Here is a 23,572-nt window from a genome sequence, read left to right as displayed (position 1 = left end):
CCGAGCTCGATCCGATCCGTCAGCGGCCCGTCGGCGAGGACGAGGCGAGGACCGTGCGGTTCCCGCCGGACGCTGCGGCACGCAGGCTGGCGTCGCTGGCGGCACGCGTGAGGACGGCGACGTCGTACCCGAGGTAGTCGGTCAGAGCGATCCCGATGCTGGCCGTCGGGCGCAGGCGCGGCGTGGTCTCGACGGGGTGGTCGAGCAGGCCGTCCTGGATGCCCTTGGCCGCCTGGAGCGCGACGTCGGCGTCCGTTGCGGGGGTCGCGATCAGGAGACACCCCGCGCCGTCCTCGCCGATGTCGGAGAGCGTCGGACCGTACCGACGGACCGAGGAGATGAACCCCTCGGCGACCTCACGGCTGAACGCCGCTCCGAACGCCGTCTTCATCTCATCGAGGTCGTCGAGCCGGACGTGGAGGATCGCGAGCTGCTCGTCATGGAAGTTCGCCCGTTCCAGCCAGTCGTCGACGATCCGGACGAAGGACTCCTGGAGGAGGACGTCGTCGCCCGTGTACGCGACGATGCTCCCGTGCCGTCGGCTGGCGGGCGCGGCGCGCTCGGCCCGCAGGACCGAGAGCACCACGGTCGCGACGATGAGGAGCGCGATGAGCAGCAGCGAGGCGGCCACGGTCCCGAAGAGCGTCGTGAACAACGAACCGTCCGGCCCCTCCACGAGGAGTGCGACCAGCCGAGCCGCGAAGAACGCCGACGCGATGCCGAGCACGATGGTGAAGCCACGAGTGGTCGGGTTGTCCCGCATCGCGCCGACGAGCGTCTCAGCCGCGCCGAGGCCCGCGAAGAGGGCGATGCAGAGGAACGTCGCATGCGCGCCCGCCCAGGGGCCTCCCGAGGGCCCGGCGGCGAGCGCGGCGACGATCGTGACCGTCGTCCCGATGAGTGAGACCCAGAGCAGACTCGATTTGCCGTTGAAGAGCCGCGCGCCGGACCACAGGGCGGCGATGCTCAGCACGTATCCACCGTTCCCGGCGGCGATCGCCCACCAGGCCTCCTGGCTCAAGGCGCTGACGACGTAGGAGAAGCTGGTGAACATCCCGGCCATGTAGGACACGGACCACACCCTCCCGCTCGCGTCGTCCTTGCGCATGAAGGTGTTGACGATGAACGTCGCGCCGCAGACGAAGATGACGAGCGCGTTGATCACCGCGACGGTCTGGCTGTCGAAGGTCATTCGGTCCCGCCTCTCGGAATACGGACGACCGCGGTCGTGCCCTCACCGAGCACGCTGTGGACGGTGAGGTCGCCGCCGTGCAGACGGACGATGTCCCGACTGATCGCGAGGCCGAGACCGCTGCCGTGCACCGTGGAGTTGCGGACGAGGTCGGAGCGGAAGAACCGCTCGAAGAGCTTCGGTTGGTCCTCCTCGGAGATGCCGATGCCGGTGTCCCGCACGATGACCCAGGCGGTGTCGCCCTCCGCGGTGACACCGACGCTCAGCTCGCCGCCGTCCCGGTTGTACTTGATGCCGTTCGAGAGCAGGTTGTCGACGACCTGCCGGAGGCGGAACGGGTCGGCGAACAACGGCACGGCCTCCTCGTCGTGGCGAACGATGGTGATGCTCCGTTCGGCGGCCACGTGCGCCAACGACTCGACCGAGCGGTCGACGATCTCCCGCAGCTCGCACTCGGAGCGTTCGAGCACCATGGTCCGGTTCACGTCGCGGGAGGCTGCGAGGATGTCCGCGATGAGTTCGAGGAGTCGATCGCCGTTCGTCTGGGCGATCGTGAGCTGCTTCGCGACCCGCGGTGGGAGCCCCGGGTCGTCGAGCGCGAGGTCGAGGTACCCGAGGATCGACGTCAGCGGCGTCCGGAGCTCGTGCGACACGGAGGCCACGAGATCGTCCCTGGCGCGGATCGCGTTGATCTCGCTCGTGACGTTGCGTGAGACGAGCACCGTGCCGTCGTAGCCGCCCTCGTGGTCGTAGAGGCGGCGGGAGGTGAGGGCGAGGGCGATCCGCTCGGTACCGGGGGCGCCGAGCCACACCGTGAGGTTCTCGAACTCCTCACCACGGCGTGCACGGATGTACGGCTTGTCCTGCGGCTGGAGGAGGGTCAGTCCGTCCTCGGCCCACACCGGGAGTGCGGGATTGACGTCGGACAGCTCGCCGACCTCGTCCTGCAGCCGCGTCTGGAACCGGTTGACCATCGCCCGGGCTCCGATGCGGTCGAAGCGGACGACGCCGAAGTTCACGGCGTTCAGGATCTCCGCGAGGCGGCTCTCCTGGTCCTGTGCACGCCCCAGGGCAGTCTCGAGCTGTCCGGCCTGCTTGTTCAGCAGCACGCGCTGCGCCTCCGTCCGCTTCGCGGTCATCGCGGTGGAGACGGCGACGAACGCGAGGACCGTGGGCAGGATGACGAGCGCCGGCAGGTTGGCGATGGTGATGTCCCCCGGGGTCATCGCGAGGGATGACCAGCTCGACGTGCAGACGAGCACGATGGCGGTCACGGCACCTGCGAGGCCGAAGGCCGTCGCCATCCAGATGGTCGGGAAGACCCAGAGGAGTCCCGCGCCGATCAGGGGTTCGCCTTGCCGGATGAGCGCGATGGCGATGATGTCGAGGATCGGGAGCGCGATGAGGAGCCGCGGCACCTGGTGCCACGGCACGATCGGCGCGAGCGCCGTCGCGATGAACGCCAGGATCACCCCGATGTAGAAGAGGACGGAGTTGTCGTCGACGCCCTGGAACAGGAGCGTGGCGAAGAGGATGGCGACCACCGCCAGGCCGAAGAGCAGCTGTGGGAAGGCGCTGTAGCCGGTCATCCGGCCGACGCGTCGTGGGACCTCGACCGCGTGCGGGCCCGTTCTCGTGGGCCCGGTGTCCGCGAGACCGGGTGCTGAGGCGGTGTCACCCGACGCCGACGGGCCGGACGGGGGAGTCCGTTCTCCGATCGGCTTCGCGGGCATGGGTTGAGCGTACCTCTGTCGGGGGTGGCGGAACGTGATACTGGGGACGGCTTGCGCCGGTGCGGGGATCCCCTCTAGCGGGTGCCCCAGTCGTAGAGCTGCTTGTGCAGGCGCAGGTAGACGAAGGTCTCCGTTCCGGAGACACCGTCGACGGTGCGGATCTCGTCGTTCAGCAGCGCGATCAGTTCCTCGTCGTCCTCGCAGACCACTTCGACCAGCAGGTCGAAGGAGCCGGCGGTCAGGACGACGTAGTCGACGGCCGACAACGCGGACAGGCGGTCCGCGACCACGCGGGTGTCACCGGTCACCCGGACGCCGATCATCGCCTGTCGGGTGAAACCGAGCTGCATCGGGTCGGTCACCGCGACGATCTGGATGACGCCGGACTCCGTGAGCTTCTGCACCCGTTGCCGCACCGCGGCCTCGCTGAGTCCGACGGCCTTCCCGATCTCGGCGTAGGAGCGGCGTCCGTCGGTCTGGAGCTGCTCGATGATCGCCTTCGAGGTGTCGTCGGGCGGCGCCGCCTTCGCCGGTGCATCGGAGCTCGCTCGTGTCATGCGTCGATCATGACAGCGTGGACGGGTCGCGGCAAGCGGATCCGTAGGACCGACCGACCCCGGCGTCCGGATCCGTCGTCGCCGATCCCCGGACGGAATCCGCCGAGCCGGGTGGGGCGGTCCTGCGGTCGGCCGGTACCGTACTATCGTCGAGGGTGCATCAGCCACCGCCAGCCGTATTAGAGGAGCAGACGTGACCGAGCACGGGCAACGGATCGTCACGCTGCCCGGCGGGCGTCGAGTCTCACTCGCGTGGGCCGGCATGACCGATGTCGGCAAGCGACGCGAGCTGAACGAGGACGCCTTCGTGGCGCTCCCTCCCGTGTTTGCCGTGGCCGACGGCATGGGTGGGCACTCCGCCGGCGAGGTCGCGAGTGCCGCGGTCGCGCACCGCCTGACCAAGGCCACCGAGGGAGCCGAGATCCTCACCGTCGACGGCCTCGTCGACGCGCTGCGCATGGCCGTCGCGGACATGATCGACACCGCGGAGGAGGGCGAACTCGGCATGGGCACCACCGTCACCGGTGTCGTGCTGACTGCCGACGAGGGCGAGGGTCGCGTCGCGGTCTTCAACATCGGCGACTCCAGGGTGTACCGGCTGCAGGACGGCGAGCTGGTTCAGGTCACCGAAGACCACTCGATCGTCCAGGAGCTGATCCGCGCGGGAGCGATCAGCCCGGAGGAGGCCGAGTTCCACCCGAACAGCAACATGATCACCCGGGCCGTCGGACCGTCGGACGACCCCGTACCTGACGTCGAGCTCTTCCCGATCGAGACCGGTGCCCGATGGCTCGTCTGCTCGGACGGGCTCACGAAGGAACTCACCGACCACGGGATCTGGTACTTCCTGACGGAGGGGGCCACGCCGGTCGACGCGGCCGAACTCCTCCTGCGTGCCGCCCTCGACAACGGCGGACGCGACAACGTCTCGGTCATCGTGCTCGACATCGCGGCGGTCGACGAGAGCGTCGAGCAGCCCGCCTCCTGAGCTCGCTCCACAGCCGCTGCTCGCGCGGGCTTCGCGCCCGGTCGGATCGTCCCGTCAGCCGGTCAGGGCCACAGGGTGCTCCACTGGAGCCATGAGCCCTTCGGACGTGACGCCCTCCGCGACCACCTCGCACCGGCCCGCGCCGACGCCGGCCCGCCTCCGTGCCCCCAGCCCGCCGGCAGAGCCGCCCACCGGGTCGCTCCCGATCCTCGCAAGTCTCGCCCCGGTCGTCGGGTCGGTCGCCCTGTTCGCGATCACCGGCTCACCCGTGACCCTCGTCTTCGCCGCGCTCGGGCCCCTCATCGCCGTCGCCGGCTACATCGACGCACGCTGGACCAGACGTCGGCGCGGACGGCGGGCGCGCGCAGCGTATGACGCTGCGGCGCAGGAGCTGGAGCAGGACATCGCGCGAGCACACGTCGAGGAACGCGAGGAACTGCGAGCACTCCACCCTGCCGGTCGGCTCCTCGAGGTCATCGACGGACCCGATCGTGCCAGGTGGCGGGTACCGGAGGCCCGCCGCACGCTCGTCTGCGTCGGGCGAGGGGAGACGAGGAGTGCCGTCCGAGTGGACGCGGGGGCGGACGACGACCGATGGGAGTGGGCGGGACGGCTGTCCGAGGCGCCGGTCGTGGTCGAGGCGGTCGAGGGGATCGGCATCGTCGGTGGGAAGGTGTTCGCGCGCGCGGTGGCCCGCAGCATCCTTCTGCAGCTCGCCCGGCAGCTCCCACCGCAGGCAGCGCAGTTCTCCGGTGAGCCCGCGGCTCCCGACGACCGCACCTGGGCGTTCCTCGAGGACCTCCCGCACCGTGCGGTCTCAGACCCCGCCGACCCGATGCCCGGTGGGCGAACGGCGGAGCCGACCCTCGTCTCGGTCGTCGAACGCTGGGAAGCGGTCGGGTCCGCCGCGGGGCGATCGGGAGGACGCCCGCCGACCGGCGGTGTACTCGTCGCCCTGTCCGACACTGTCGAGCTCATCCCCACCCGCTGCCGACACCTGCTCGTCCTCGACACCGACGGCCGGACCGTCCTCGCCGACGGTACCGGCGCCTCCTCGTCCGTGCCGGTGTCGCCAACCCTGCTCGCGGAGGCCGAGGCGGAACACGTCGTCGGGGCGCTCACCGCCGCCGCACTCACGACGGGGGAGTCCCCGACCCTTTCGAGTCTGCCGACCGACGTCGCCTTCGCGCAGGTGCATCCGGTGCGGGGCCGTCGCCCGTCGGCGGGATCGGACTGGCGGCCCGATGCGCTCCGGGCCGCCGTCGGCACCGGCGTCGAGGGCGTGCAGCTGCTGGACCTCGGAGCGGACGGACCCCATGCACTGGTCGGCGGCACGACCGGGAGCGGCAAGAGCGAGCTGCTCATCACTTGGATCACGGCTCTCGCCGCGCAGTGCTCGCCGCAGGAGCTCTCCCTGCTCCTCGTCGACTGCAAGGGCGGCGCCTCCTTCCAAGCGGTGGAGACCCTGCCGCACGTGGTCGGGATGGTGACCGACCTCGAACCGGGAGCGGCGGACCGCGTAGTGTCGAGTCTGCGTGCCGAGCTGCGCCACCGCGAGCGTGTGCTCGCCGGACACGGGGCGCGGCACCTGCTCGACCCCGTGCTCCTGCCGGAGCATCGCCCGGCACGGCTCGTCGTCGTCGTCGACGAGTTCCAGGCACTGCTCGATGCGAGCCCGCACCTCCATCAGGTGTTCGCCGACCTCGCGGCCCGTGGGCGATCACTCGGCCTGCATCTGATCCTCTGCAGTCAGCGTCCTGCGGCGGTCGCCGCCGACGCCATCCTCGCGAACTGCACGCTCCGCCTCTCGCTCCGGGTCACCTCGCGCCCCGACAGTGCCGCGATCCTCGGTGTGCCTGATGCGGCCGCGATCCCGGCCGGAACACCGGGCCGCTGCATCGTCTGGAACGGCGACCGACGACTCGTGTTCCAGTCCGCGGTCACCACGTCCGACGACATCCTCGCGGTCCGTGAGCGCTGGCGCGACGCGCCTGCACCTCGGCGACCATGGCTCGACCCCCTGCCGGCACTCCTGGCCTTGAGCGCGGTCTCGGCGATCGAGGCGGGACGTGCCGGAGGCTCGGAGCGCACCGGTGTCGACTGTCCTCCCGGGGAGGGCATCGTGTTCGGCCTCGCGGACCTCCCCGAGGAGCAGGCACAACGCCCCGCGGTGTGGTGTCCGGAGCACGACGGCTCGCTGCTGGTGCTCGGCACCGGACGTTCCGGTCGAACGACCCTGCTGGACACGCTCGAGGTCGGCGCGCGCGATCGCTTCCGCGTGGAGCGCGTCGGCCAGGATGCCGAGCAGGCCTGGGACACCGTCATGGCGCTGTCGGATCCGCTCCGCCCGACCGAGCGCACCCTCCTGCTCGTCGACGACGTGGAGTCGCTCCTCGCCACCGCCGGGGACGAGCACGGCGCCGCACTCCGCGATGCACTGCTCGGCCTGCTTCGAGACGGGGGACGCCGCGGCATCAGCGTCGTCCTCGTCGCCTCCCGGCTCGGCGGTGTGGTCCACCGGTTCTCGGCTCAGCTGGGCAGCACCCTGGTCCTCCGCCTCGCCGATCGGCAGGATCATCTCGTCGCCGGCGCACCCGCCTCCTGCTTCGATCCACGCCGACCCGCCGGCCGCGCGCATTGGCAGGACTCGGAGGTGCAGATCGCGCTCGCTCCACCGTCGCCGACGTCACCGTCCTCTGCGCCCGGGGTCCACCGCTGGCGGCCGAGCCCGGCACGCGCGACCGTCATCGTCACGCGCGCGACCGGAGCGGTCCGGGCGATGCTGCAGCGCTCGACCGGGACGGAGCTACGCGTGCGGCTCATCGAACCGGCAGCGCACCTGTTCCCGTCCGCACCGCTCGCGGGCGTCGCGGGCATCGAGAGCGACGTCCTGGAGGACGACGCCGCGATCGTCGTCCTCGTCGACCCCGAGACGTGGCTGTCGGGCCGGTTGGTCGTCGGGCGAGACCTTCCGCCGAGCACCGCCGGTGCCGACCTGGTGGTCCACGGCTGCTCCGCCGCCGACTTCCGGCAGGTGACCAGGAGCCGTGAACTCCCGCCGCTCCTCGGCTATGCGAGCGGCCGTGCCTGGTGGTGGCGGGCCGGACAGGAGGCGATGCGTGTGGACCTGCTCGGCTCCTGACCCGAAGCGGCCGAGGCTGTCGGCCGGGCGGTCAGACCGCGGTGACGGCGATCCGGCCGACGACGGCGGCTCCGCCGTGGATGGCCAGGTCGAGTTCCGGTTCGAGGGCGTCGACGGCGGCCGCATCGAGCGCTCCGACCGAGACGAGCAGTCGGAGGGCGACGATCGTCGACGCCCGGAGCGAGCCGTCGAGGACCTTGAGCGCGACGGTCGCGCCGCCGGGTGCCGACATGACCATCACGCCTTCCGCACCGAGCTTCGCGAACAGGCCGAGGCGTTCGATGACGAGCGTGTTCGCCCGGCCGGGTCCGTCGAGTGCCCAGCCGTTGGCGAGCACCGCCGCCGTGAGCAGCCCGGCGTTCCGGTACAGGGCGAACGGCGAGGTGGGGGAGGAGTTGACGACACGTCCGATGCCACGTGCGAGTCCGGTCAGGGAGATCGCGTACACCGGAGCCCCGCAGCCGTCGACCCCGCTCGCGGCGGGCTTCTCGCCGGTGAAGCGCTCGACGGTGTCGCGGACGGCGAGCTGCAACGGATGGTCGGGCTCGAGGTACGTCGCCTGGTCCCACCCGTTCTGCGCGCAGGCGAGCAGCATGGCCGCGTGCTTCCCGGAGCAGTTCATGTACAGGGGGCTCGTGCCGAGGCCGTCCCGGACCAGCTCGTCGCGGGACGCGCGATCACCGGGCCAATCGGCTGGGCACTGCAACGCCGAGTCTTCGATCCGAGCCCGGCCGAGCATACTGCGCACGACCTGGACATGCTTGCGGGTGCCCGCATGGCTCGCGGTCGCGAGCACGGCCTGAGCGCCCTCGAGGGACACCCCGGCGTTCATGATCGTGATCGCCTGGAAGGGCTTGAGGCACGAGCGGGGGAAGACCGGTGCGTCCGGTGCTCCGAGGCTCGCGAGGACCTCGCCCTCGGGCCCGAGGACGATCGCCGATCCCGCGTGTCGTGACTCGATGAAGCCGCTGCGCTCGACGACGGCCAACTCCACCGCGTCCGCGACGCGGAAGGTCTGGGGGACCGTCGTGCTCACAGTGCTGCGAGCGCCTGATCGATGACCGTCATCGCGTCCGCAATGAGCTCGTCGGAGACGGCGAGGCTCGGGAGGAAGCGGAGGACGTTGCCGTAGGTGCCGGCGGTGAGGACGAGCACGCCCTGCTGCGCGGCGGCTGCGGCGATGGCGCTGACGGCGGCCGGGTTGGGCTCCTTCGTCGTCGAGGCGGTACCCGGCTGGACGAGTTCCATCGCGATCATCGCGCCGATGCCGCGGACGTCGCCGATGATGTCGTACTTGCCCTGGAGCTCGAGCAGTGCCGCCGTCAGGGTGGCACCGATGCGATCCGCTTCGGCCAGGAGTCCACGGGACTCGATCGACTCGAAGACCGCGACCGACGCGGCACACGCGACGGGGTTACCGCCGAAGGTGCCGCCGAGCCCGCCGGGCTGGCTGGCGTCCATGATCTCGGCGCGCCCCGTGACCGCCGCGAGCGGCAGACCGCCGGCGATGCCCTTCGCGCTCAGCACGAGATCGGGGACGAGGCCGAAGTGCGAGCTCGCGAAGTACTCGCCGGTGCGCGCCATGCCGCTCTGGATCTCGTCGGCGATGAACACGACGCCGTTGGCCGTGCACCACTCCTGGAGCGCGGGGAGGTAGCCCTCCGCGGGGACGACGAAGCCGCCCTCGCCCTGGATCGGCTCGACGACGAGGCATGCGAGGTCGGTGGCACCGATGCGCTTCTCGAGGTAGGCGATGGTGCGGGCCGCAGCCGCAGCTCCGGACAGGCCGTCGTGGTAGGGGTAGGAGTTGGGGGCGTGGTAGACGTCGCCGGCGAACGGACCGTAGCCGGTCGCGTAGGGGGCGGCCTTGTAGTTCATCGCCATGGTCAGGTTGGTGCGACCGTGGTAGCCGTGGTCGAGCACCGCGACAGCCCGCCGACCGGTGTACTTGCGAGCGATCTTCACGCCGTTCTCGACCGCCTCGGCGCCCGAGTTCACGAGCACCGACTTCTTCGCGAAGTCGCCCGGGGTGTGCTCGGCGAGCAGCTCCGCGACGCGCACGTACTCCTCGTAGGGGGTGATCGTGAACAGGGTGTGCAGGACGTCGGCCGCCTGGTCCTGGACGGCGCCGACCACGGAGGACTCCGTGTGGCCGATGGTGGTGACGCCGATACCGGCACCGAGGTCGATGAACTGGTTGCCGTCGACGTCGACGACGATGGCGCCGTGCGCGCGCTCGATGTACACCGGGAGGACACTCGACACGCCATCGGACACGACCGCGGTCCGGCGGGCGTGCAGCGCCTGCGAGCGCGGGCCCGGGACGGCCGTCACGATGCGACGCTCCTGCGTCACGCTGGGGGCGGAGGCGGTCGTCTGGTCCGTGGTGTCGAGCGTGTCAGTCATAGTCCTCCAGCGTAGCGCGACCTCCCGACAGCGGGGCCGCGAACGCGGGCCGCGGTGGGGAGGCCAGTGGGATACTGGTGGCATGATCACGGGCCACCACGACTACACCATCGGCGTCCGCTGGGACGGAGACCTCGGGACGGGCACGAGCGGGTACCGGGACTACTCCCGGGAGCTCACGGTGACGGCCGCCGGGAAGCACGACCTCGAGGGCTCGGCCGACAAACCGTTCCGCGGCGACCCGGGCCGATGGAACCCCGAGGAGCTGCTCCTCGCGGCCCTCGCCCAGTGCCATCTCCTGTCCTACCTGCACGTCGCCGTGACCCTCGGTGTCGTGGTGACGGCCTACACGGACGACGCCGTCGGGACCATGGTCGAGGACGGCGCGGGCAGCGGTGCGTTCACGGAGGTGGTCCTGCGTCCGCAGGTCACGGTCGCCGATGCGTCGATGGTCGAGGCGGCGCGAGCAGGGCACGCCCGCGCGAACGAGCTGTGCTTCATCGCCAACTCGGTGAACTTCCCGGTCCGTCATGAGCCGACGATCGTCGTCGCGACGACCGCCTGAGGAGTGGACCGACGCCGCGGCTCAGAGCCGTTCCGGGCGGAAGGCGCGCTTGATGCGCTCGACGGTGTCGGCGGGCGGCGACTCGTTGTAGGCGTTCGCGAGCTCCTGGCCAGTGAGGGCGTGGATCGCCGCCATGATCTCGTCCGTCGCCTTGCGTCTGGCGCGTCCTGAGGTCGCCGGGCCATGGTGGCTCACGTCGATGGGTTCACCGAAGATCACCGTGACCGGTTTGAACTTCGGGATCGTGGTGCCCACCGGCATGAGGTCGTCGGTGCCGATGAGGCCCACGGGGACGACCGTCGCGCCCGTGGTGAGTGCCAGCCAGGCGACACCGGTCCTGCCGCGGTACAGCCGTCCGTCGAGCGACCGGGTGCCCTCGGGGTAGATGGCGAAGGCCTCGCCGCTCTCGAGGATCCGGCGTCCCTGGTCGAGCGCCTCCTGCGCCGCCTGTCCGACGCCACGCTCGACCCCGACCGCGCCGATCGAGGTGAAGAAGGTGCGCGAGACCCAGCCCTTCAGACCGCGTCCGGTGAAGTAATCGGACTTCGCCAGGAACTGCACCCGTCGTGGCGCGCTGATCGGGATCGCGATGCTGTCGATGAACGAGAGGTGGTTGCTCGCCAGGATGACCGGCCCACGCTTCGGGACGTTCTTCCGGCCGATGATCTTGGGGCGGTAGAGCAGCTTCGCCGTCGTGTTCAGGACGGCTCGTCCGAAGTAGTAGACGACACCGGGTTTCGAGGGCGTGGCCACCGTGTCGTCCGTCGATGGTTCGACCATGGTCTGGTCGGAGGGTTCCTGGGCGCGTCGCTGCGTCTGCTCCTCATCGGCCATGCGCACGACTGTACCCGCCGACGCATGCGCGACCCGGCATACTCACGTGTGGCGATGCTCCGCGGATGTTCGGCGCGCTGTCAGCCAGCATGGAGCCTGGTGCGTGAAACTGGACCGACCCCTCAGCAACGACCGAAAGTTCCCCTGTGCGCAAGAGCCTCTGCCTTCTGGCCGTCATCGCGTCCCTCGTGTCGCTGACCGCGTGCAGTTCGGCGACGTCGCAGTCGCAAGCGCTTCCCAGTCCGGGGGAGTGCGCCGACACGAGCGCAGGCAAGGCGTCCAAGGCGATCAGCGTCAGTGGCGACTTCGGCTCGATCCCCGAGGTCACCTTCGCGAAGGGCACCCTCGCCGCAGACACGACCGAACGCACGATCGTGGCCAAGGGCGACGGAGAGCGGGTCGATCCCGGCGACACGACGTTCGTCGAGATCTCGATCTACAACGCCGTGACCGGGTCGATCGTCGCGCAGACCGCCTACGGTGCGAGCCCGGCGACGGCGATCGTGGTCAATGACCAGAAGTACCTGAAGGGCCTCGTCCGCGCCGTCGAGTGCACGAACGTCGGATCCCGCGTCGCGGCGTTCGTCACGGCGGGCGACGGGTTCGGTTCCGCAGGGTCGAGCGACGGCACGGTCCAGGCCGACCAGCCGCTGGTCGTCGTGGCCGACGTCCTCAGCACGGTGCACAGCGACGCCAAGGCGGACGGCGTCCCGCAGGAGCCCGTCGCCGGGATGCCCGCGGTCGAGCTCGACACCGCCGGACGACCCACGGTCACCATCCCCGAGGAGCCCGCTCCGGCCGATCTCCAGGTCGCGGTCCTCAAGCAGGGCGACGGAGCGGTGGTGCAGCCCGACGCCGAGGTCATCATCAACTATCAGGGTGTGAACTGGCGGACCGGCGAGGTCTTCGACGAGAGCTGGGGCAACGGACCGACCAACTTCCAGCTGTCCGCCGTGGTGAAGGGCTTCTCGAGCGCCATCGCCGGCCAGCACATCGGATCGCAGGTCATCGCCGTCATCCCACCCGACCTCGGGTACGGACCGAGCGGCGGCAACAGCCAGGCGGGCATCGAGGCCGACGACACCATCGTGTTCGTCATCGACATCCTCGACGCGAGCAGCACCACGGCTCCCGCCGCGGGCTGAGCGGCCCGCACCGCCGCCGACGTAGACTGACCGCCGTGAGACGCGTCATCATCCTCGGATCAACCGGCTCGATCGGCACGCAGGCACTCGACGTCATCCGGGGTGACCGCGACCGCTTCGAGGTCGTCGGCCTGACGGCCGGCTCGAACGCCGAGCTCCTCGCCGAGCAGGCCGCCGCCTTCCACGTCGACGACACGGCCCTGGGCGCGGCCGACGCCGAGCGGCTCATCCGCAGCGTCGACGCCGACGTGGTGCTGAACGGCATCACGGGCTCCATCGGGCTCGGCCCGACCCTCGCGGCCCTCGAGACGGGCAGGACGCTCGCGCTCGCGAACAAGGAGTCGCTCATCGTCGGTGGCGACCTCGTCCGGCGGATCGCGACACCCGGCCAGATCGTGCCCGTGGACTCCGAGCATTCCGCGATCGCCCAGGCCCTCCGATCCGGCACCGCCACCGAGGTGCGACGGCTCGTCCTGACCGCCTCGGGAGGACCGTTCCGCGGACGGGACCGCGCGTCGCTCGCCGGCGTCACGCCGGCCGAGGCACTCGCCCACCCCACCTGGGACATGGGTCTCGTCGTCACGACGAACTCGGCGACCCTCGTCAACAAGGGTCTCGAGGTGATCGAGGCGCACCTGCTGTTCGACGTCCCGTACGACCGCATCGAGGTGACGGTCCACCCGCAGTCGATCGTCCACTCGATGGTCGAGTTCATCGACGGTTCCACCATCGCCCAGGCCTCCCCGCCCGACATGCGGCTCCCCATCTCCCTCGGGCTCGACTGGCCCAACCGGGTCCCAGGCGTCGGCGTCCCGCTCGATTGGACCTCGCGCCAGCAGTGGACGTTCGAGCCCCTCGACCACGAGGCCTTCCCGGCGGTGCGGCTGGCCAAGCTCGTGGGCGGGCAGGGTCGCACCTATCCGGCCGTGTTCAACGCGGCGAACGAGGAGGCCGTTGCGGCCTTCCACGCGGGTCGGCTGGGCTACCTCGGCATCCTCGATACCGTCCGCACGGTCGTCGACGACCACGAGGCGCCCGAGGGCGAGCTCACCCGGGAGGCGCTCGCGGAGGCGGAGCGCTGGGCGAGGGCTCGCGCGCAGCAGCGCATCGGCTGACCTGCCCGTCCATCGTCGGAAGCTTCCGAGCGGCCGTACAGCCGGCGTGCAGCCGGTGACCCGACCGCGCGAGTAGGGTTACGCCGTGGAATCCGTCCTCCTCTACCTCCTCGGCATCGTGATCGTGCTCGTGGGCCTCATCGTGTCCATCGGGCTGCACGAGGTCGGTCACCTCGTGCCCGCGAAGCTGTTCGGCGTGCGGGTCACCCAGTACATGATCGGCTTCGGTCGCACCATCTGGTCGCGCCGCAAGGGCGAGACCGAGTACGGCGTCAAGATGATCCCGCTCGGCGGCTACATCTCGATGATCGGCATGTTCCCGCCCAAGCAGCCCGGCGGTGCCGCCCGGAACGCCAGCACCGGCTTCTTCGACACGCTGGTCCAGGACGCGCGGGAGGCGAGTGCCGACACGATCGGCGCCGGCGACGAGGAGCGCACCTTCTACCGGTTGCCCGTCTGGAAGCGGATCGTCGTCATGCTCGGCGGGCCGTTCATGAACCTCGTCCTCGCCGTCCTGTTCATCGGTATCGCCGTGTCGGGGTTCGGCGTCCCGCAGCAGAGCAGCACGCTGACCTCGGTGTACGAGTGCGTGTTGCCGTCCACCAGCGACCGCCAGAGCTGTGCAGCGGGGGATCCGCAGGGTCCGGCGGCCGCCGCGGGTTTGAAGCCGGGCGACACGATCCTCTCGATCGACGGCACCCCGATCTCCACCTTCGCCGAGATCTCCGCGGCCGTGCAGGATTCGCCGGGCAAGCCGTTGGCCCTCGAGGTCGCCCGCGGAGAGCAGCGACTCGACCTCACCCTGACGCCGCTGCTGCTCGAGCGGGACGTCGTCGACGCCGAGACCGGCAAGATCGTCACGAACGCCGACGGCTCGGCGAAGACCCATGAGGTCGGCTTCGTCGGCATCACCCCGCAGCAGCAGATGGTGGCGCAGCCCGTCACCACGATCCTGCCGACCGTCGGCGACACGATCGCCCGGACCGCCAACATCATCCTGAACCTGCCCCAGCGACTCATCGACGTCGGGCAGGCAGCGTTCGGATCCGGTGAGCGCGACCCCAACGGGCCGATGAGCGTCGTGGGCGTCGGACGGGTCGTGGGCGAGGTGGTCAGCCTCGACGAGATCCCTGTCGCGTCGAAGGCGGCGACCGTGTTCGGCATCCTCGGGTCGCTCAACGTCGCGCTCTTCGTCTTCAACCTCATCCCCTTGCTGCCCCTCGACGGCGGGCACGTCGCAGCAGCGCTCTGGGAGGCGATCCGTCGCCGCTTCGCGAAGGTCTTCCGACGTCGCGACCCGGGACCGGTGGACGCGGCGAAGCTCATCCCGCTCACTTTCGGCGTGGTGATCGTCCTCGGCGGCATGAGCGCGCTCCTCGTGTACGCCGACATCGTCAAGCCGGTCAACCTCTTCGGCTAGGCCGACCCGACCGGAGCCCGCGGGACCGTCCCATCCCGGTACGGCCGTACTCCCCGGGGAGTACGGTGCAGGCTCCGTGCGGGCGACGCGGCGGCTCCGACCCGCGAGTAGCATGCAGGGATGGCATCGGTCGAGACGGGTTCGGCACCCTGGACGACGCCGAGCGATCGCCGACCCGGACGCCCCGTCTGGCGCCTCTGGGCGCCGGTGGTGGTGTCCTTCCTCGTCCAGGTGCCCGCGACAGCGGTGCTCGCCCTCCACGGTTCCTTCGGCCCGGGTGCCGGTGCCTCGGGGTGGTCCCGTTCCTCGGCAGTCGTCCTGGCACTCGCCGGCGTGCTCTGCCTGCTCGCTGCCAGGCGGTCGCCCGGGCCGACGGTCGCGGCGGTCGCCGTGCTGTCGAGCGCCTCGATGCTGACGGGTCCCACCTGGGGCCCTCCCGCCGTGGCGCTGGCGTTCGCCGCGGGTTCCGGCATCGTCCGTGGGGCGCGCGGCTGGGCCTATCCGTCGCTGGGACTCGGGTGGGCGCTCGCCCTGACCGTCGCGCTCGCCGTCGGTTGGAAGGTGTCGGGCTTCCGTGTCGGGGCCACGACCGCCCTCGTCATCGTCGCCGTCCTCCTCGCCGAGGGACTCCGCACCCGGCGCGAACAGCTCGACGCGGATCGCCGGCGTCAAGGTGAACGCCGGGCGTCCGCCGCGCAGGAGGAGCGCGTGCGCATCGCCCGTGAGCTGCACGACGTGGTCGCCCACTCGCTCGCGCAGATCACCGTCCAGGCCGGCATGGGCCTGCATCTCATGGACACCCAGCCCGAACGTGCCAGGGAGGCTCTGACGAACATCAAGGGGTCGAGTAAGGCGTCGCTCGACGAGGTCCGTGGCCTCCTCGACGTCCTCCGTGGTGCCGATGCGGCCCAGGATCCCACGACCGGCGCGCCGAGGCGACCGGGGCCGGATCTCGAGGCACTACCAGTCCTCGTCCAGTCCCTCCGAGACCAGGGCGTCGACGCGGTACTCGAGCTGCGCCTCGTCTCCACGCCCGGCGCGGCCGTGCAGCAGGCGCTGTACCGGATCGCGCAGGAGAGCGTCACGAACGTCCTCCGGCACGCGCAGGCCGGACGGGTCTCCGTCGAGCTCGTCGAGGTCGACGGCACCTATCGCCTGCTCGTGGAGGACGACGGGGTCGGTGGCCCGCCCGGACCCGCGGAGCACGGCAACGGCCTCCTCGGCATGACCGAGCGCGCCGAGCTCCTCGGCGGCACCCTCGAGACCGGGCGGAGTCCGCTCGGCGGCTTCCGTGTCACGGCCCGGGTGCCGGTCCGAGGCGTCGCATGATCCGCGTGGTCGTCGCCGACGACCAGGCACTCATCCGCGGCGGGTTCCGCGCCCTCCTCGACGCGGAGCCCGACATCGCGGTCGTCGGTGAGGCGGCCGGTGGGGACGAGGCGCTCGTCGTCGTCCGTCGGGAACGCCCGGACGTGGTCCTCATGGACATCAGGATGCCCGGAGGGGACGGCCTGGCCGCAACCGAGGCCATCGTCGCGGATCCGGCGCTCGAGGCCACCCGCATCATCGTCGTCACCACCTTCGAACTCGACGAGTACGTCGCGCAGGCGATCCGGGCAGGTGCGAGCGGCTTCCTCGTGAAGGACACCGAGCCGGCCGAGCTCATCCGGGCCGTCCGTGTGGTCGCGTCGGGTGACGCCCTGCTGTCGCCCGGGGTCACGAGGCGGCTGCTCACCCAGGTCGCCGGAGCGATCGCCGCGCCGCTCGACGACGCCGTGATCGCCGAGCTCACCGAGCGCGAACGCGAGGTGCTGGGGCTCGTCGGACGCGGACTCACCAACGAGGAGATCGGAGGGGCGCTGTTCCTCAGCCCGCTCACGGCGAAGACCCACGTGTCGCGCATCATGGCGAAGCTCGCCGCGCGCGACCGGGTCCGGCTCGTCGTCATCGCCTACGAGACCGGGCTCGTCAGTCCCGGCGTCTGAGCGACCGGTGGTCGTACTCCCAGGGGAGTCAAGTGATCCGTCCCGTCGTCGGATGCCCTCGGCCACCATCCGGAGGAGGCTCGGGGTCGTGATGCGGACGACGGTCGTCGTCCGCCCGACGAACGGAGTCCTCCATGTCCACCTCCCTGATCGTGCTCGCCGCGACCGCCATGCATCCCGGCGGTCCCGGACCAGGCTTCCACCTCCTCTGGCTGCTGCTCATCCCCGCGTTCTGGATCGCCGTGATCGTCCTCATCGTCGCGCTCGTCGGTCGGCGGTGGCGTCGCCGAGCCTGGTCCGGGGCGTCCCCGGACGGCCACCAGGGCCCGCCGTGGGCCTGGCGCCAGGACGGGTCGCGGAGCGCCGAGCAGACGCTCGCCGAGCGCTTCGCCCAGGGCGACATCGACGAGGTCGAGTACCGGGAACGGCTCGGCGTCCTGCGAGCGAATCGCGAGGCACCGCCCGCCCGTTGACCGTGGATCGCGACGTCCCAGCAGGCATTCAGCTCACGGGGAGCCTGCGGGGCGTCGCGCGCGTAAGCTGAGGCTCGTGGTAGCTATCAATCTGGGTCTTCCGTCGGTTCCCGAGACGCTCAGCCCGCGGCGCAAGTCGCGACAGATCAAGGTCGGCAAGGTGCTCGTCGGCGGCGACGCCCCGGTGAGCGTCCAGTCGATGACGACGACCCAGACGACCAACATCAACGCGACCCTCCAGCAGATCGCCGAGCTCACGGCCTCGGGCTGCGACATCGTCCGCGTGGCCGTCCCGACCCGCGACGACGCCGAGGTGCTGCCGATCATCGCGAAGAAGAGTCAGATCCCGGTGATCGCCGACATCCACTTCCAGCCCGCCTACGTCTACGCCGCGATCGACGCGGGGTGCGCGGCCGTCCGGGTCAATCCCGGCAACATCCGGAAGTTCGACGACCAGGTCGGCGAGATCGCCCGGCGCGCGAAGGCCGCCGGCGTCTCCCTCCGCATCGGTGTCAACGCCGGTTCCCTCGACCCGCGGCTGCTGCAGAAGTACGGCAAGGCGACCCCAGAAGCGCTCGTCGAGAGTGCCGTCTGGGAGGCGAGCCTCTTCGAGGAGCACGACTTCCACGACTTCAAGATCTCCGTCAAGCACAACGACCCGGTCGTCATGGTGAAGGCCTACCGGCTGCTCGCCGAGCGCGGTGACTGGCCGCTGCACCTCGGCGTGACGGAGGCCGGTCCCTCCTTCCAGGGCACCATCAAGAGCGCGACCGCGTTCGGCATCCTGCTCTCCGAGGGCATCGGCGACACCATCCGTGTCTCGCTCTCCGCGCCGCCGGCGGAGGAGATCAAGGTCGGGCTGCAGATCCTGCAGTCGCTGAACCTCCGCGAGCGCAAGCTCGAGATCGTCTCCTGCCCGAGCTGCGGGCGCGCCCAGGTCGACGTCTACAAGCTCGCGAACGACGTGACCGACGGCCTCGAGGGGATGAGCGTCCCCCTGCGCGTCGCTGTCATGGGTTGCGTCGTGAACGGCCCCGGAGAGGCTCGCGAGGCCGACCTCGGCGTCGCGAGCGGCAACGGCAAGGGCCAGATCTTCGTCAAGGGCGAGGTCATCAAGACGGTGCCGGAATCGGAGATCGTCGCGACGCTCATCCAGGAGGCCAACCGTCTGGCCGCCGAGATGCCCGCCGACGACACTTCCACGGGCGCTCCGGTGGTGACGGTCGGCTCCAACTGAGCCTGGAGCGCCGCCCGACCGGTCTCCGGTCGAGGGGCGCTCCCGTCAGCGGGCCGTGCGGTGACGAGCCCCGTGCGGAGCGCGCACCGGTGTCTCCGTCTCGATCGGCGCGAGCCGACGGGAGGGGATCGGTTGGCGCTCGGCCGGCTGGACGCCACGAGCGCGACGGACCAGACGGCGAGCGATCTGCAGTGGCCGCCCGATGACGAAGGCGACCGTGCCCAGCGCGCTCGTGTCGGCCCGCCCGAACGCCCGACGCCGCTCCCAACCGGTGCGGAGCATGCCGCCGCGACTCTGTCGTGCCCGAGGGCGGATCGGCAGGGTCCCGAGGTCGCGCGCGGCGAACGCCTCCTCCGACCGCTGGATCCAGTCGTCCTCCGGGGCGGGGTGGAAGTAGTTCTGCTGCAGCCAGTCCGGGTTCGGGTGCCGGAACCGGGCGGCCATGAGGTCGTCCTTGGAAGCCAACAGCCCGCTGCCCTCGAAGACGGTGTTGATGAGTGCCGGGTCCACACCGAAGTCGTCGAGCAGGATGACCGGGACCCCGGCCGCGATGGCCTCGATCGCGGCGGTGGAACTCACGGTGACGAGCCCGGCCGCGTGGCCGAGGTGGACCGCCATCGACCCGGTGGCGACCCGCAGGTTGTCGGGTGTCGGACCGGTCAGGAGGGTGTCGAAGGGGTAGTGCTCGTGATGGGTCTGCGGGTCGCCGGCGAGGCCGCGCACCTTGATCACGACGTCGAGGTCGCGGTGCCGGATCGCAAGGGTCCGCAGCCAGGACAGGATCCGGAGCCGGTCGCCGCGATCGGCCGGGACGGTGGCCTGGGCGGCGAAGACGACCCGGGTACGCGGGGCGGGCTCGGCCGGTGACTCGGTCGCCGGGTCCGTCAGGAACGGCAGGGTCGCGAGCGCGAACGCCGGTTCGACCCCGTGCGTCAGCGCGAGTTCACGGTAGGCGGCGACCTCGCGATGGCTGTGCAGGACGAAGACGTCCGCCTGCGCGCGGAGGAAGATCCCCTTCCACTTCGCCGGGATCGAGATGCCGGGCAGACCGGTGAGCAGTACCGGGCGGGTGGCGCGCCCGAGCGCGAGGAGTTCCGAGATGACGACCTCGGCGACCGGGCCACGTGTGGAGACGAACACGCCGTCCGGCTGCTCGGTCCGGATGAGGTCGACGAGTCGTCGGAGCGACAGGCGACGAACGGTCCGCCCCTCGAACGCCGTGTGGAGCAGGGCGATGTCCACCTGCCGGTCGGTGGCGGACACGTCGCTCTCGATGAGGACGAGGTCGACGTCCCAGCCGGTCGCGCGGGAGAGGGTGGCGGCGCCCCACTTCACGAAGGAGTCGGAGTCCACCACCCCGATCACCCGACGGCGGGGCCGATGATCAGGCATCGACCCTGCGCAGCTTCGCGAGCGGGGCGAGTTCGCCGGGGAAGATGCGCTTGACGCCGTCACCCATGGCGGTCTCGATGACCCGGATGTCGCGGACGAGGTTCGAGAAGCCGTGCGGTTCGAGCGACGCGGCGTGGTCCGAGCCCCACATGGCACGGTCGAGCGTGATGTGGCGTTCCACCATCGTGGCTCCGAGAGCGACCGCGGCGAGGGAGATCTGCAGACCGGTCTCGTGGCCGGAGTACCCGATGGGCACACCGGGGTACCGGGCGGCGAGGCTGTCGATCATCCGGAGGTTCGCCTCTTCGGCGGGCAAGGGGTACGTGGAGGTCGCGTGCAGGATGACCAGCGGCGAGCCCCGGAGGATCTCGACTGCGCGGTCGATCTGCTCGAGCGTCGACATGCCGGTCGAGAGGATGATCGGCTTCCCGGTCGCGGCGAGACGGGTCAGGAGGCCCGAGTCGGTCACGGAGGCGGACGCGACCTTGTGCGCGCTGACGCCCAGGTCCTCGAGGAAGTCGACCGACGGTTCGTCCCACGGGGAGGCGAACCAGCTGAGGCCTCGCAGGGTGGCGTGGTCGCCGATCTCGATGTACTGCTCACGGTCGAACTCGACCCGGTAGCGGTAGTCGAGGTAGCTCATCTCACCCCACGGCGTCTGCCGCGGGACGTCGCGCATGTGCGCCGGCGTCGAGATCTCCGGCGTGCGCTTCTGGAACTTGACGGCCTGTGCGCCGGCGTCGGCGGCCACGTCGATGAGTCGCTTCGCGAGCTCCACGTCGCCGTTGTGGTTGAGACCGATCTCCCCGATGACGTACGCGGGGGCGCCGCCGCCGACGGGGATGCCGTCGATGCGCACGGGAGACGGCTGCGTCCGGCCGTCGAGGTCGGTGGTGTCGTTCGCGTCCTGGTGGATGCTCATGGTCGTGCTCCGTTCGATTGCAGCGTGGACAGCTTCAGGGGGTCGAGGGTCGCGCGTGCGGCGAGGACGAGGTCGGCGAGTTCGCGGACGGCCCCGTCGCCGCCTCGGCGTTCCAGGACGAGCCGGGAGACGGCACGGGCCTCCGGGTGCGCATCGGCGACGACGACCGGCCAGCCGACGATCTCGAGGGCCGGGATGTCGTTGACGTCGTTGCCGAGGTACGCGATGCGGTCGAGTGGGACGCCCTTCGCCGTCGCCCAGTCGCGGAGCGCGGTCGCCTTGTCGGCCGAGCCGTACACGACGTCGACGCCGAGCTTGGCCGCGCGTGCGGCGACGATCGGGACCCGCTCGGTCGACAGGATCAGGAACGGCAGCCCGGCCTCGCGCAGCAGACGGACGCCGAGGCCGTCACCGCGATGGACGCTCACCCGTTCGACCCCGTCGGCGTCGATGCTGGCGCGGTCGTCGGTGTGGACCCCGTCGAAGTCGGTGACGACGGCGTCGACGTCGAGGTGGTGCTCCGAACGCTCGGAGCCCGACGGGATGCCCAGCTGACGTTCGGCGAGTCCGGCGATCGCCTCGGCGACGAGCAGATCCTCCGGTTCGTCGATGTCGAGCGCGGCGAAGGACCTGGTGACAGCCGGCGCGATCCGGCCGAAGAAGCGGTGCCGGGCCTCGAGGAAGCCGTCCGTGTCGAAGACGTAGAACGAGCCGGTCTCGCGGTACTGCGGGGCGCGGTCCTGTCGCCGGGGCCGCTCGCGGTGGTCGTGACCGATCCCTCGGGCACCCTTCGTCTTCTCCGTCCAGAGGAATCCGTGGTCGAGCACCGCGGCGAAGACGGAGTCCGCCCGCCCGGAGGAGACCAGGGCGACGGCGTCGTCGAGTGCTTCAACGTCGAGGAAGGGCGACGTCGCCTGCGCGAACACCGTCACGGGGGTCAGCTCTCCGCGCTCCGCGAGGACGCCGAGCGCGTGGAGGAGCGCGGCCTCGGAGGAGGTGCTGTCCTCGGCGAGTTCGGCCGGCCGGTCGATGACCTCGGCACCGGCGGCGACGGCGGCGGCGGCGAGGTCCGGGTGATCGGTCGTGACGACCACGCGCGAGACGCCACCCGACCGCAGCAGCCCTTCGACCGATCGCGCGATGAGGGTGCTCCCGCGGACCGTCCTGAGGTTCTTGCGGTGGATCCCCTTCGAACCGCCCCTGACCGGGACGATCGCCGTCGCGCCGTCGGTCTCCGGGTGCCTCCCGTGCGCTGCAGATGTCATCGATCCACGGTAGGAAGCGGCGGTGGACGCGAGGGGGACGGCGGGCGAACGGCGGCCGACGCCCTGGTGGCCATCCGGTGGCCGAGGCGCCCGAGCTCCGGATCTTCACACGTAGACTGTTCGGACCGCCGGGTTCCACCAGGCGGATCCGCGTTCGACGGTCATCCGTCCGGACCGCCAGCCTCGCCAGGGAGACCAGTGACCGTGACGCCGAGCACCCCCATCGCGCCAGCCGAGCTGCAGCGGGCCCGCAGCATCCTCTCCGAGATCGTCGGTGCCTACGATGCGAAGGTGGTCGGCCAGCAGGGCCTGCGCACCACCCTGCTCGCGGCGCTCGTCTCGGGCGGACACGTCCTGCTCGAGAGCGTCCCAGGACTCGCGAAGACGACCGCGGCGGAATCGATCGCCCAAGCGGTGAACGCCTCGTTCAAACGCATCCAGTGCACCCCCGACCTGTTGCCGAGCGACATCATCGGCACCCAGATCTACGACGCCCGCACGGGCGCGTTCCAGACCCAGCTCGGGCCCGTACACGCGAACTTCGTGCTCCTCGACGAGGTCAACCGGTCGAGCGCGAAGACCCAGAGCGCGATGCTCGAGGCGATGCAGGAACGCCAGACCTCCATCGGCGGCACGCACTATCCGCTGCCGAAGCCGTTCTTCGTCCTCGCCACGCAGAACCCCATCGAGCAGGAGGGCACATACCACCTGCCCGAGGCGCAGCTCGACCGCTTCCTCCTCAAGGAGGTCCTCGACTACCCGACGATCGGCGAGGAGGCCGAGATCGTCCGTCGGGTGAACTCCGGGCTCTACGAGACCGACCAGGACCGCCCGGGGGTGAGCCTCGAGGACGTCCTGTTCCTGCAGTCCCTCGCCAAGCGGGTCTACCTCGACGCATCGATCCTCAACTACATCGTCCAGACGGTCTACGTGACCCGCCATGCGAGCGACTACCTGCCGCCGAAGCTCGCGAGCTACATCGAGTACGGGGCGAGCCCGCGTGCCAGCATCGCGTTCAGCACCGTCGCGCGGGCGCTCGCGATCCTCGCCGGGCGTGACCACGTCATCCCGGAGGACGTCAAGGGCTACCGCCACCAGGTGCTGCGGCACCGCATCATCCTGAACTTCGAAGCCGCGGCCGACGACGTCTCGCCCGAGACGATCATCGACGCCGTCTTCGGAGCGGTCCAGGCGCCGTAGG

General features: G+C 70.7%; 20 protein-coding genes. 11 read left to right on the top strand and 9 right to left on the bottom strand.

Annotation, left to right across the window (positions count from 1 at the left end; all coding sequences use genetic code 11):
• Positions 1 to 19: 19 nt before the first annotated feature.
• From IFU30_RS18470 to IFU30_RS18460, 3 genes are all read right to left on the bottom strand, one after another.
• Positions 20 to 1,192, bottom strand: coding sequence for a diguanylate cyclase domain-containing protein (locus IFU30_RS18470; protein WP_192006651.1), 1,173 nt, complete (start codon positions 1,190 to 1,192; stop codon positions 20 to 22).
• Positions 1,189 to 2,925: a sensor histidine kinase gene (locus IFU30_RS18465; protein ID WP_159879183.1), complete on the bottom strand. Its 1,737-nt coding sequence runs from the start codon at positions 2,923 to 2,925 to the stop codon at positions 1,189 to 1,191. The genes IFU30_RS18470 and IFU30_RS18465 overlap by 4 nt, the downstream gene beginning before the upstream one ends.
• 74 nt (positions 2,926 to 2,999) lie before the next feature.
• Positions 3,000 to 3,482 carry an Lrp/AsnC family transcriptional regulator gene (locus tag IFU30_RS18460; protein WP_064295326.1) on the bottom strand — a complete coding sequence of 161 codons (483 nt, stop codon included), beginning with the start codon at positions 3,480 to 3,482 and terminating at the stop codon, positions 3,000 to 3,002.
• A 193-nt stretch (positions 3,483 to 3,675) separates the two neighbouring features.
• On the opposite strand from IFU30_RS18460, the gene IFU30_RS18455 reads away from it, so the two are divergent.
• Together IFU30_RS18455 and IFU30_RS18450 are read left to right on the top strand one after the other, a co-directional pair.
• Positions 3,676 to 4,470, top strand: a complete 795-nt coding sequence (locus IFU30_RS18455) for a PP2C family protein-serine/threonine phosphatase (RefSeq protein WP_229939081.1) — start codon at positions 3,676 to 3,678, stop codon at positions 4,468 to 4,470.
• Between the two features lie 91 nt (positions 4,471 to 4,561).
• Positions 4,562 to 7,612, top strand: a complete 3,051-nt coding sequence (locus tag IFU30_RS18450; protein ID WP_192006647.1) for an FtsK/SpoIIIE domain-containing protein — start codon at positions 4,562 to 4,564, stop codon at positions 7,610 to 7,612.
• Positions 7,613 to 7,643: 31 nt separating this feature from the next.
• Here the strand turns inward: IFU30_RS18450 and IFU30_RS18445 are convergent, their stop codons facing one another.
• Positions 7,644 to 8,648 carry an asparaginase gene (locus IFU30_RS18445; RefSeq protein WP_192006646.1) on the bottom strand — a complete coding sequence of 335 codons (1,005 nt, stop codon included), beginning with the start codon at positions 8,646 to 8,648 and terminating at the stop codon, positions 7,644 to 7,646.
• Positions 8,645 to 10,018: a 4-aminobutyrate--2-oxoglutarate transaminase gene (gabT, locus tag IFU30_RS18440; RefSeq protein WP_121291798.1), complete on the bottom strand. Its 1,374-nt coding sequence runs from the start codon at positions 10,016 to 10,018 to the stop codon at positions 8,645 to 8,647. The genes IFU30_RS18445 and gabT overlap by 4 nt, the downstream gene beginning before the upstream one ends.
• Before the next feature lie 82 nt (positions 10,019 to 10,100).
• On the opposite strand from gabT, the gene IFU30_RS18435 reads away from it, so the two are divergent.
• Positions 10,101 to 10,583 carry an OsmC family protein gene (locus IFU30_RS18435; protein WP_192006645.1) on the top strand — a complete coding sequence of 161 codons (483 nt, stop codon included), beginning with the start codon at positions 10,101 to 10,103 and terminating at the stop codon, positions 10,581 to 10,583.
• 21 nt (positions 10,584 to 10,604) lie between these two features.
• On the opposite strand, the gene IFU30_RS18430 is transcribed toward IFU30_RS18435, so the two are convergent.
• Positions 10,605 to 11,363 (bottom strand): lysophospholipid acyltransferase family protein, encoded by a 759-nt coding sequence (locus IFU30_RS18430; protein WP_192006863.1) that lies wholly within the window; start codon positions 11,361 to 11,363, stop codon positions 10,605 to 10,607.
• Positions 11,364 to 11,563: 200 nt separating this feature from the next.
• On the opposite strand from IFU30_RS18430, the gene IFU30_RS20985 reads away from it, so the two are divergent.
• The 7 genes from IFU30_RS20985 to ispG all read left to right on the top strand — a co-directional run bounded on the left by IFU30_RS20985 (position 11,564) and on the right by ispG (position 18,792).
• Positions 11,564 to 12,562 (top strand): FKBP-type peptidyl-prolyl cis-trans isomerase, encoded by a 999-nt coding sequence (locus IFU30_RS20985; RefSeq protein ID WP_192006643.1) that lies wholly within the window; start codon positions 11,564 to 11,566, stop codon positions 12,560 to 12,562.
• 35 nt (positions 12,563 to 12,597) lie between these two features.
• Positions 12,598 to 13,677 (top strand): 1-deoxy-D-xylulose-5-phosphate reductoisomerase, encoded by a 1,080-nt coding sequence (locus tag IFU30_RS18420; RefSeq protein ID WP_192006641.1) that lies wholly within the window; start codon positions 12,598 to 12,600, stop codon positions 13,675 to 13,677.
• Between the two features lie 85 nt (positions 13,678 to 13,762).
• On the top strand, positions 13,763 to 15,097 hold the full coding sequence (locus IFU30_RS18415) for a M50 family metallopeptidase (protein WP_079707172.1): 1,335 nt from the start codon (positions 13,763 to 13,765) through the stop codon (positions 15,095 to 15,097).
• A gap of 120 nt (positions 15,098 to 15,217) precedes the next feature.
• Positions 15,218 to 16,426: a sensor histidine kinase gene (locus IFU30_RS18410; RefSeq protein ID WP_192006639.1), complete on the top strand. Its 1,209-nt coding sequence runs from the start codon at positions 15,218 to 15,220 to the stop codon at positions 16,424 to 16,426.
• Complete coding sequence (locus tag IFU30_RS18405; RefSeq protein ID WP_192006637.1) at positions 16,423 to 17,082, top strand: response regulator transcription factor; 660 nt, start codon at positions 16,423 to 16,425, stop codon at positions 17,080 to 17,082. The genes IFU30_RS18410 and IFU30_RS18405 overlap by 4 nt, the downstream gene beginning before the upstream one ends.
• 134 nt (positions 17,083 to 17,216) lie before the next feature.
• Positions 17,217 to 17,555: an SHOCT domain-containing protein gene (locus tag IFU30_RS18400; RefSeq protein ID WP_138944658.1), complete on the top strand. Its 339-nt coding sequence runs from the start codon at positions 17,217 to 17,219 to the stop codon at positions 17,553 to 17,555.
• Positions 17,556 to 17,631: 76 nt separating this feature from the next.
• Complete coding sequence (gene ispG / locus IFU30_RS18395) at positions 17,632 to 18,792, top strand: flavodoxin-dependent (E)-4-hydroxy-3-methylbut-2-enyl-diphosphate synthase (protein ID WP_064295337.1); 1,161 nt, start codon at positions 17,632 to 17,634, stop codon at positions 18,790 to 18,792.
• 45 nt (positions 18,793 to 18,837) lie between these two features.
• Here ispG and IFU30_RS18390 read toward each other — a convergent pair whose 3' ends face one another.
• The 3 genes from IFU30_RS18390 to IFU30_RS18380 are packed head-to-tail and all read right to left on the bottom strand — an operon-like array spanning position 18,838 to position 22,371.
• Positions 18,838 to 20,148 (bottom strand): DUF6716 putative glycosyltransferase, encoded by a 1,311-nt coding sequence (locus tag IFU30_RS18390; protein ID WP_192006635.1) that lies wholly within the window; start codon positions 20,146 to 20,148, stop codon positions 18,838 to 18,840.
• Between the two features lie 28 nt (positions 20,149 to 20,176).
• On the bottom strand, positions 20,177 to 21,106 hold the full coding sequence (locus IFU30_RS18385) for an N-acetylneuraminate synthase family protein (protein WP_124769572.1): 930 nt from the start codon (positions 21,104 to 21,106) through the stop codon (positions 20,177 to 20,179).
• Complete coding sequence (locus IFU30_RS18380) at positions 21,103 to 22,371, bottom strand: acylneuraminate cytidylyltransferase (RefSeq protein ID WP_137243279.1); 1,269 nt, start codon at positions 22,369 to 22,371, stop codon at positions 21,103 to 21,105. Before IFU30_RS18380 ends, IFU30_RS18385 begins: the two co-directional genes overlap by 4 nt.
• Positions 22,372 to 22,569: 198 nt before the next feature.
• Between IFU30_RS18380 and IFU30_RS18375 the strand changes: the two genes are divergently transcribed.
• Positions 22,570 to 23,571 carry an AAA family ATPase gene (locus IFU30_RS18375; protein WP_064295340.1) on the top strand — a complete coding sequence of 334 codons (1,002 nt, stop codon included), beginning with the start codon at positions 22,570 to 22,572 and terminating at the stop codon, positions 23,569 to 23,571.
• Position 23,572: the final 1 nt, after the last annotated feature.

This window comes from Plantibacter sp. CFBP 8798 (assembly GCF_014841195.1).
GTDB lineage: Bacteria > Actinomycetota > Actinomycetes > Actinomycetales > Microbacteriaceae > Plantibacter > Plantibacter auratus.
This window is presented reverse-complemented; position numbering and strand designations above follow the sequence as displayed.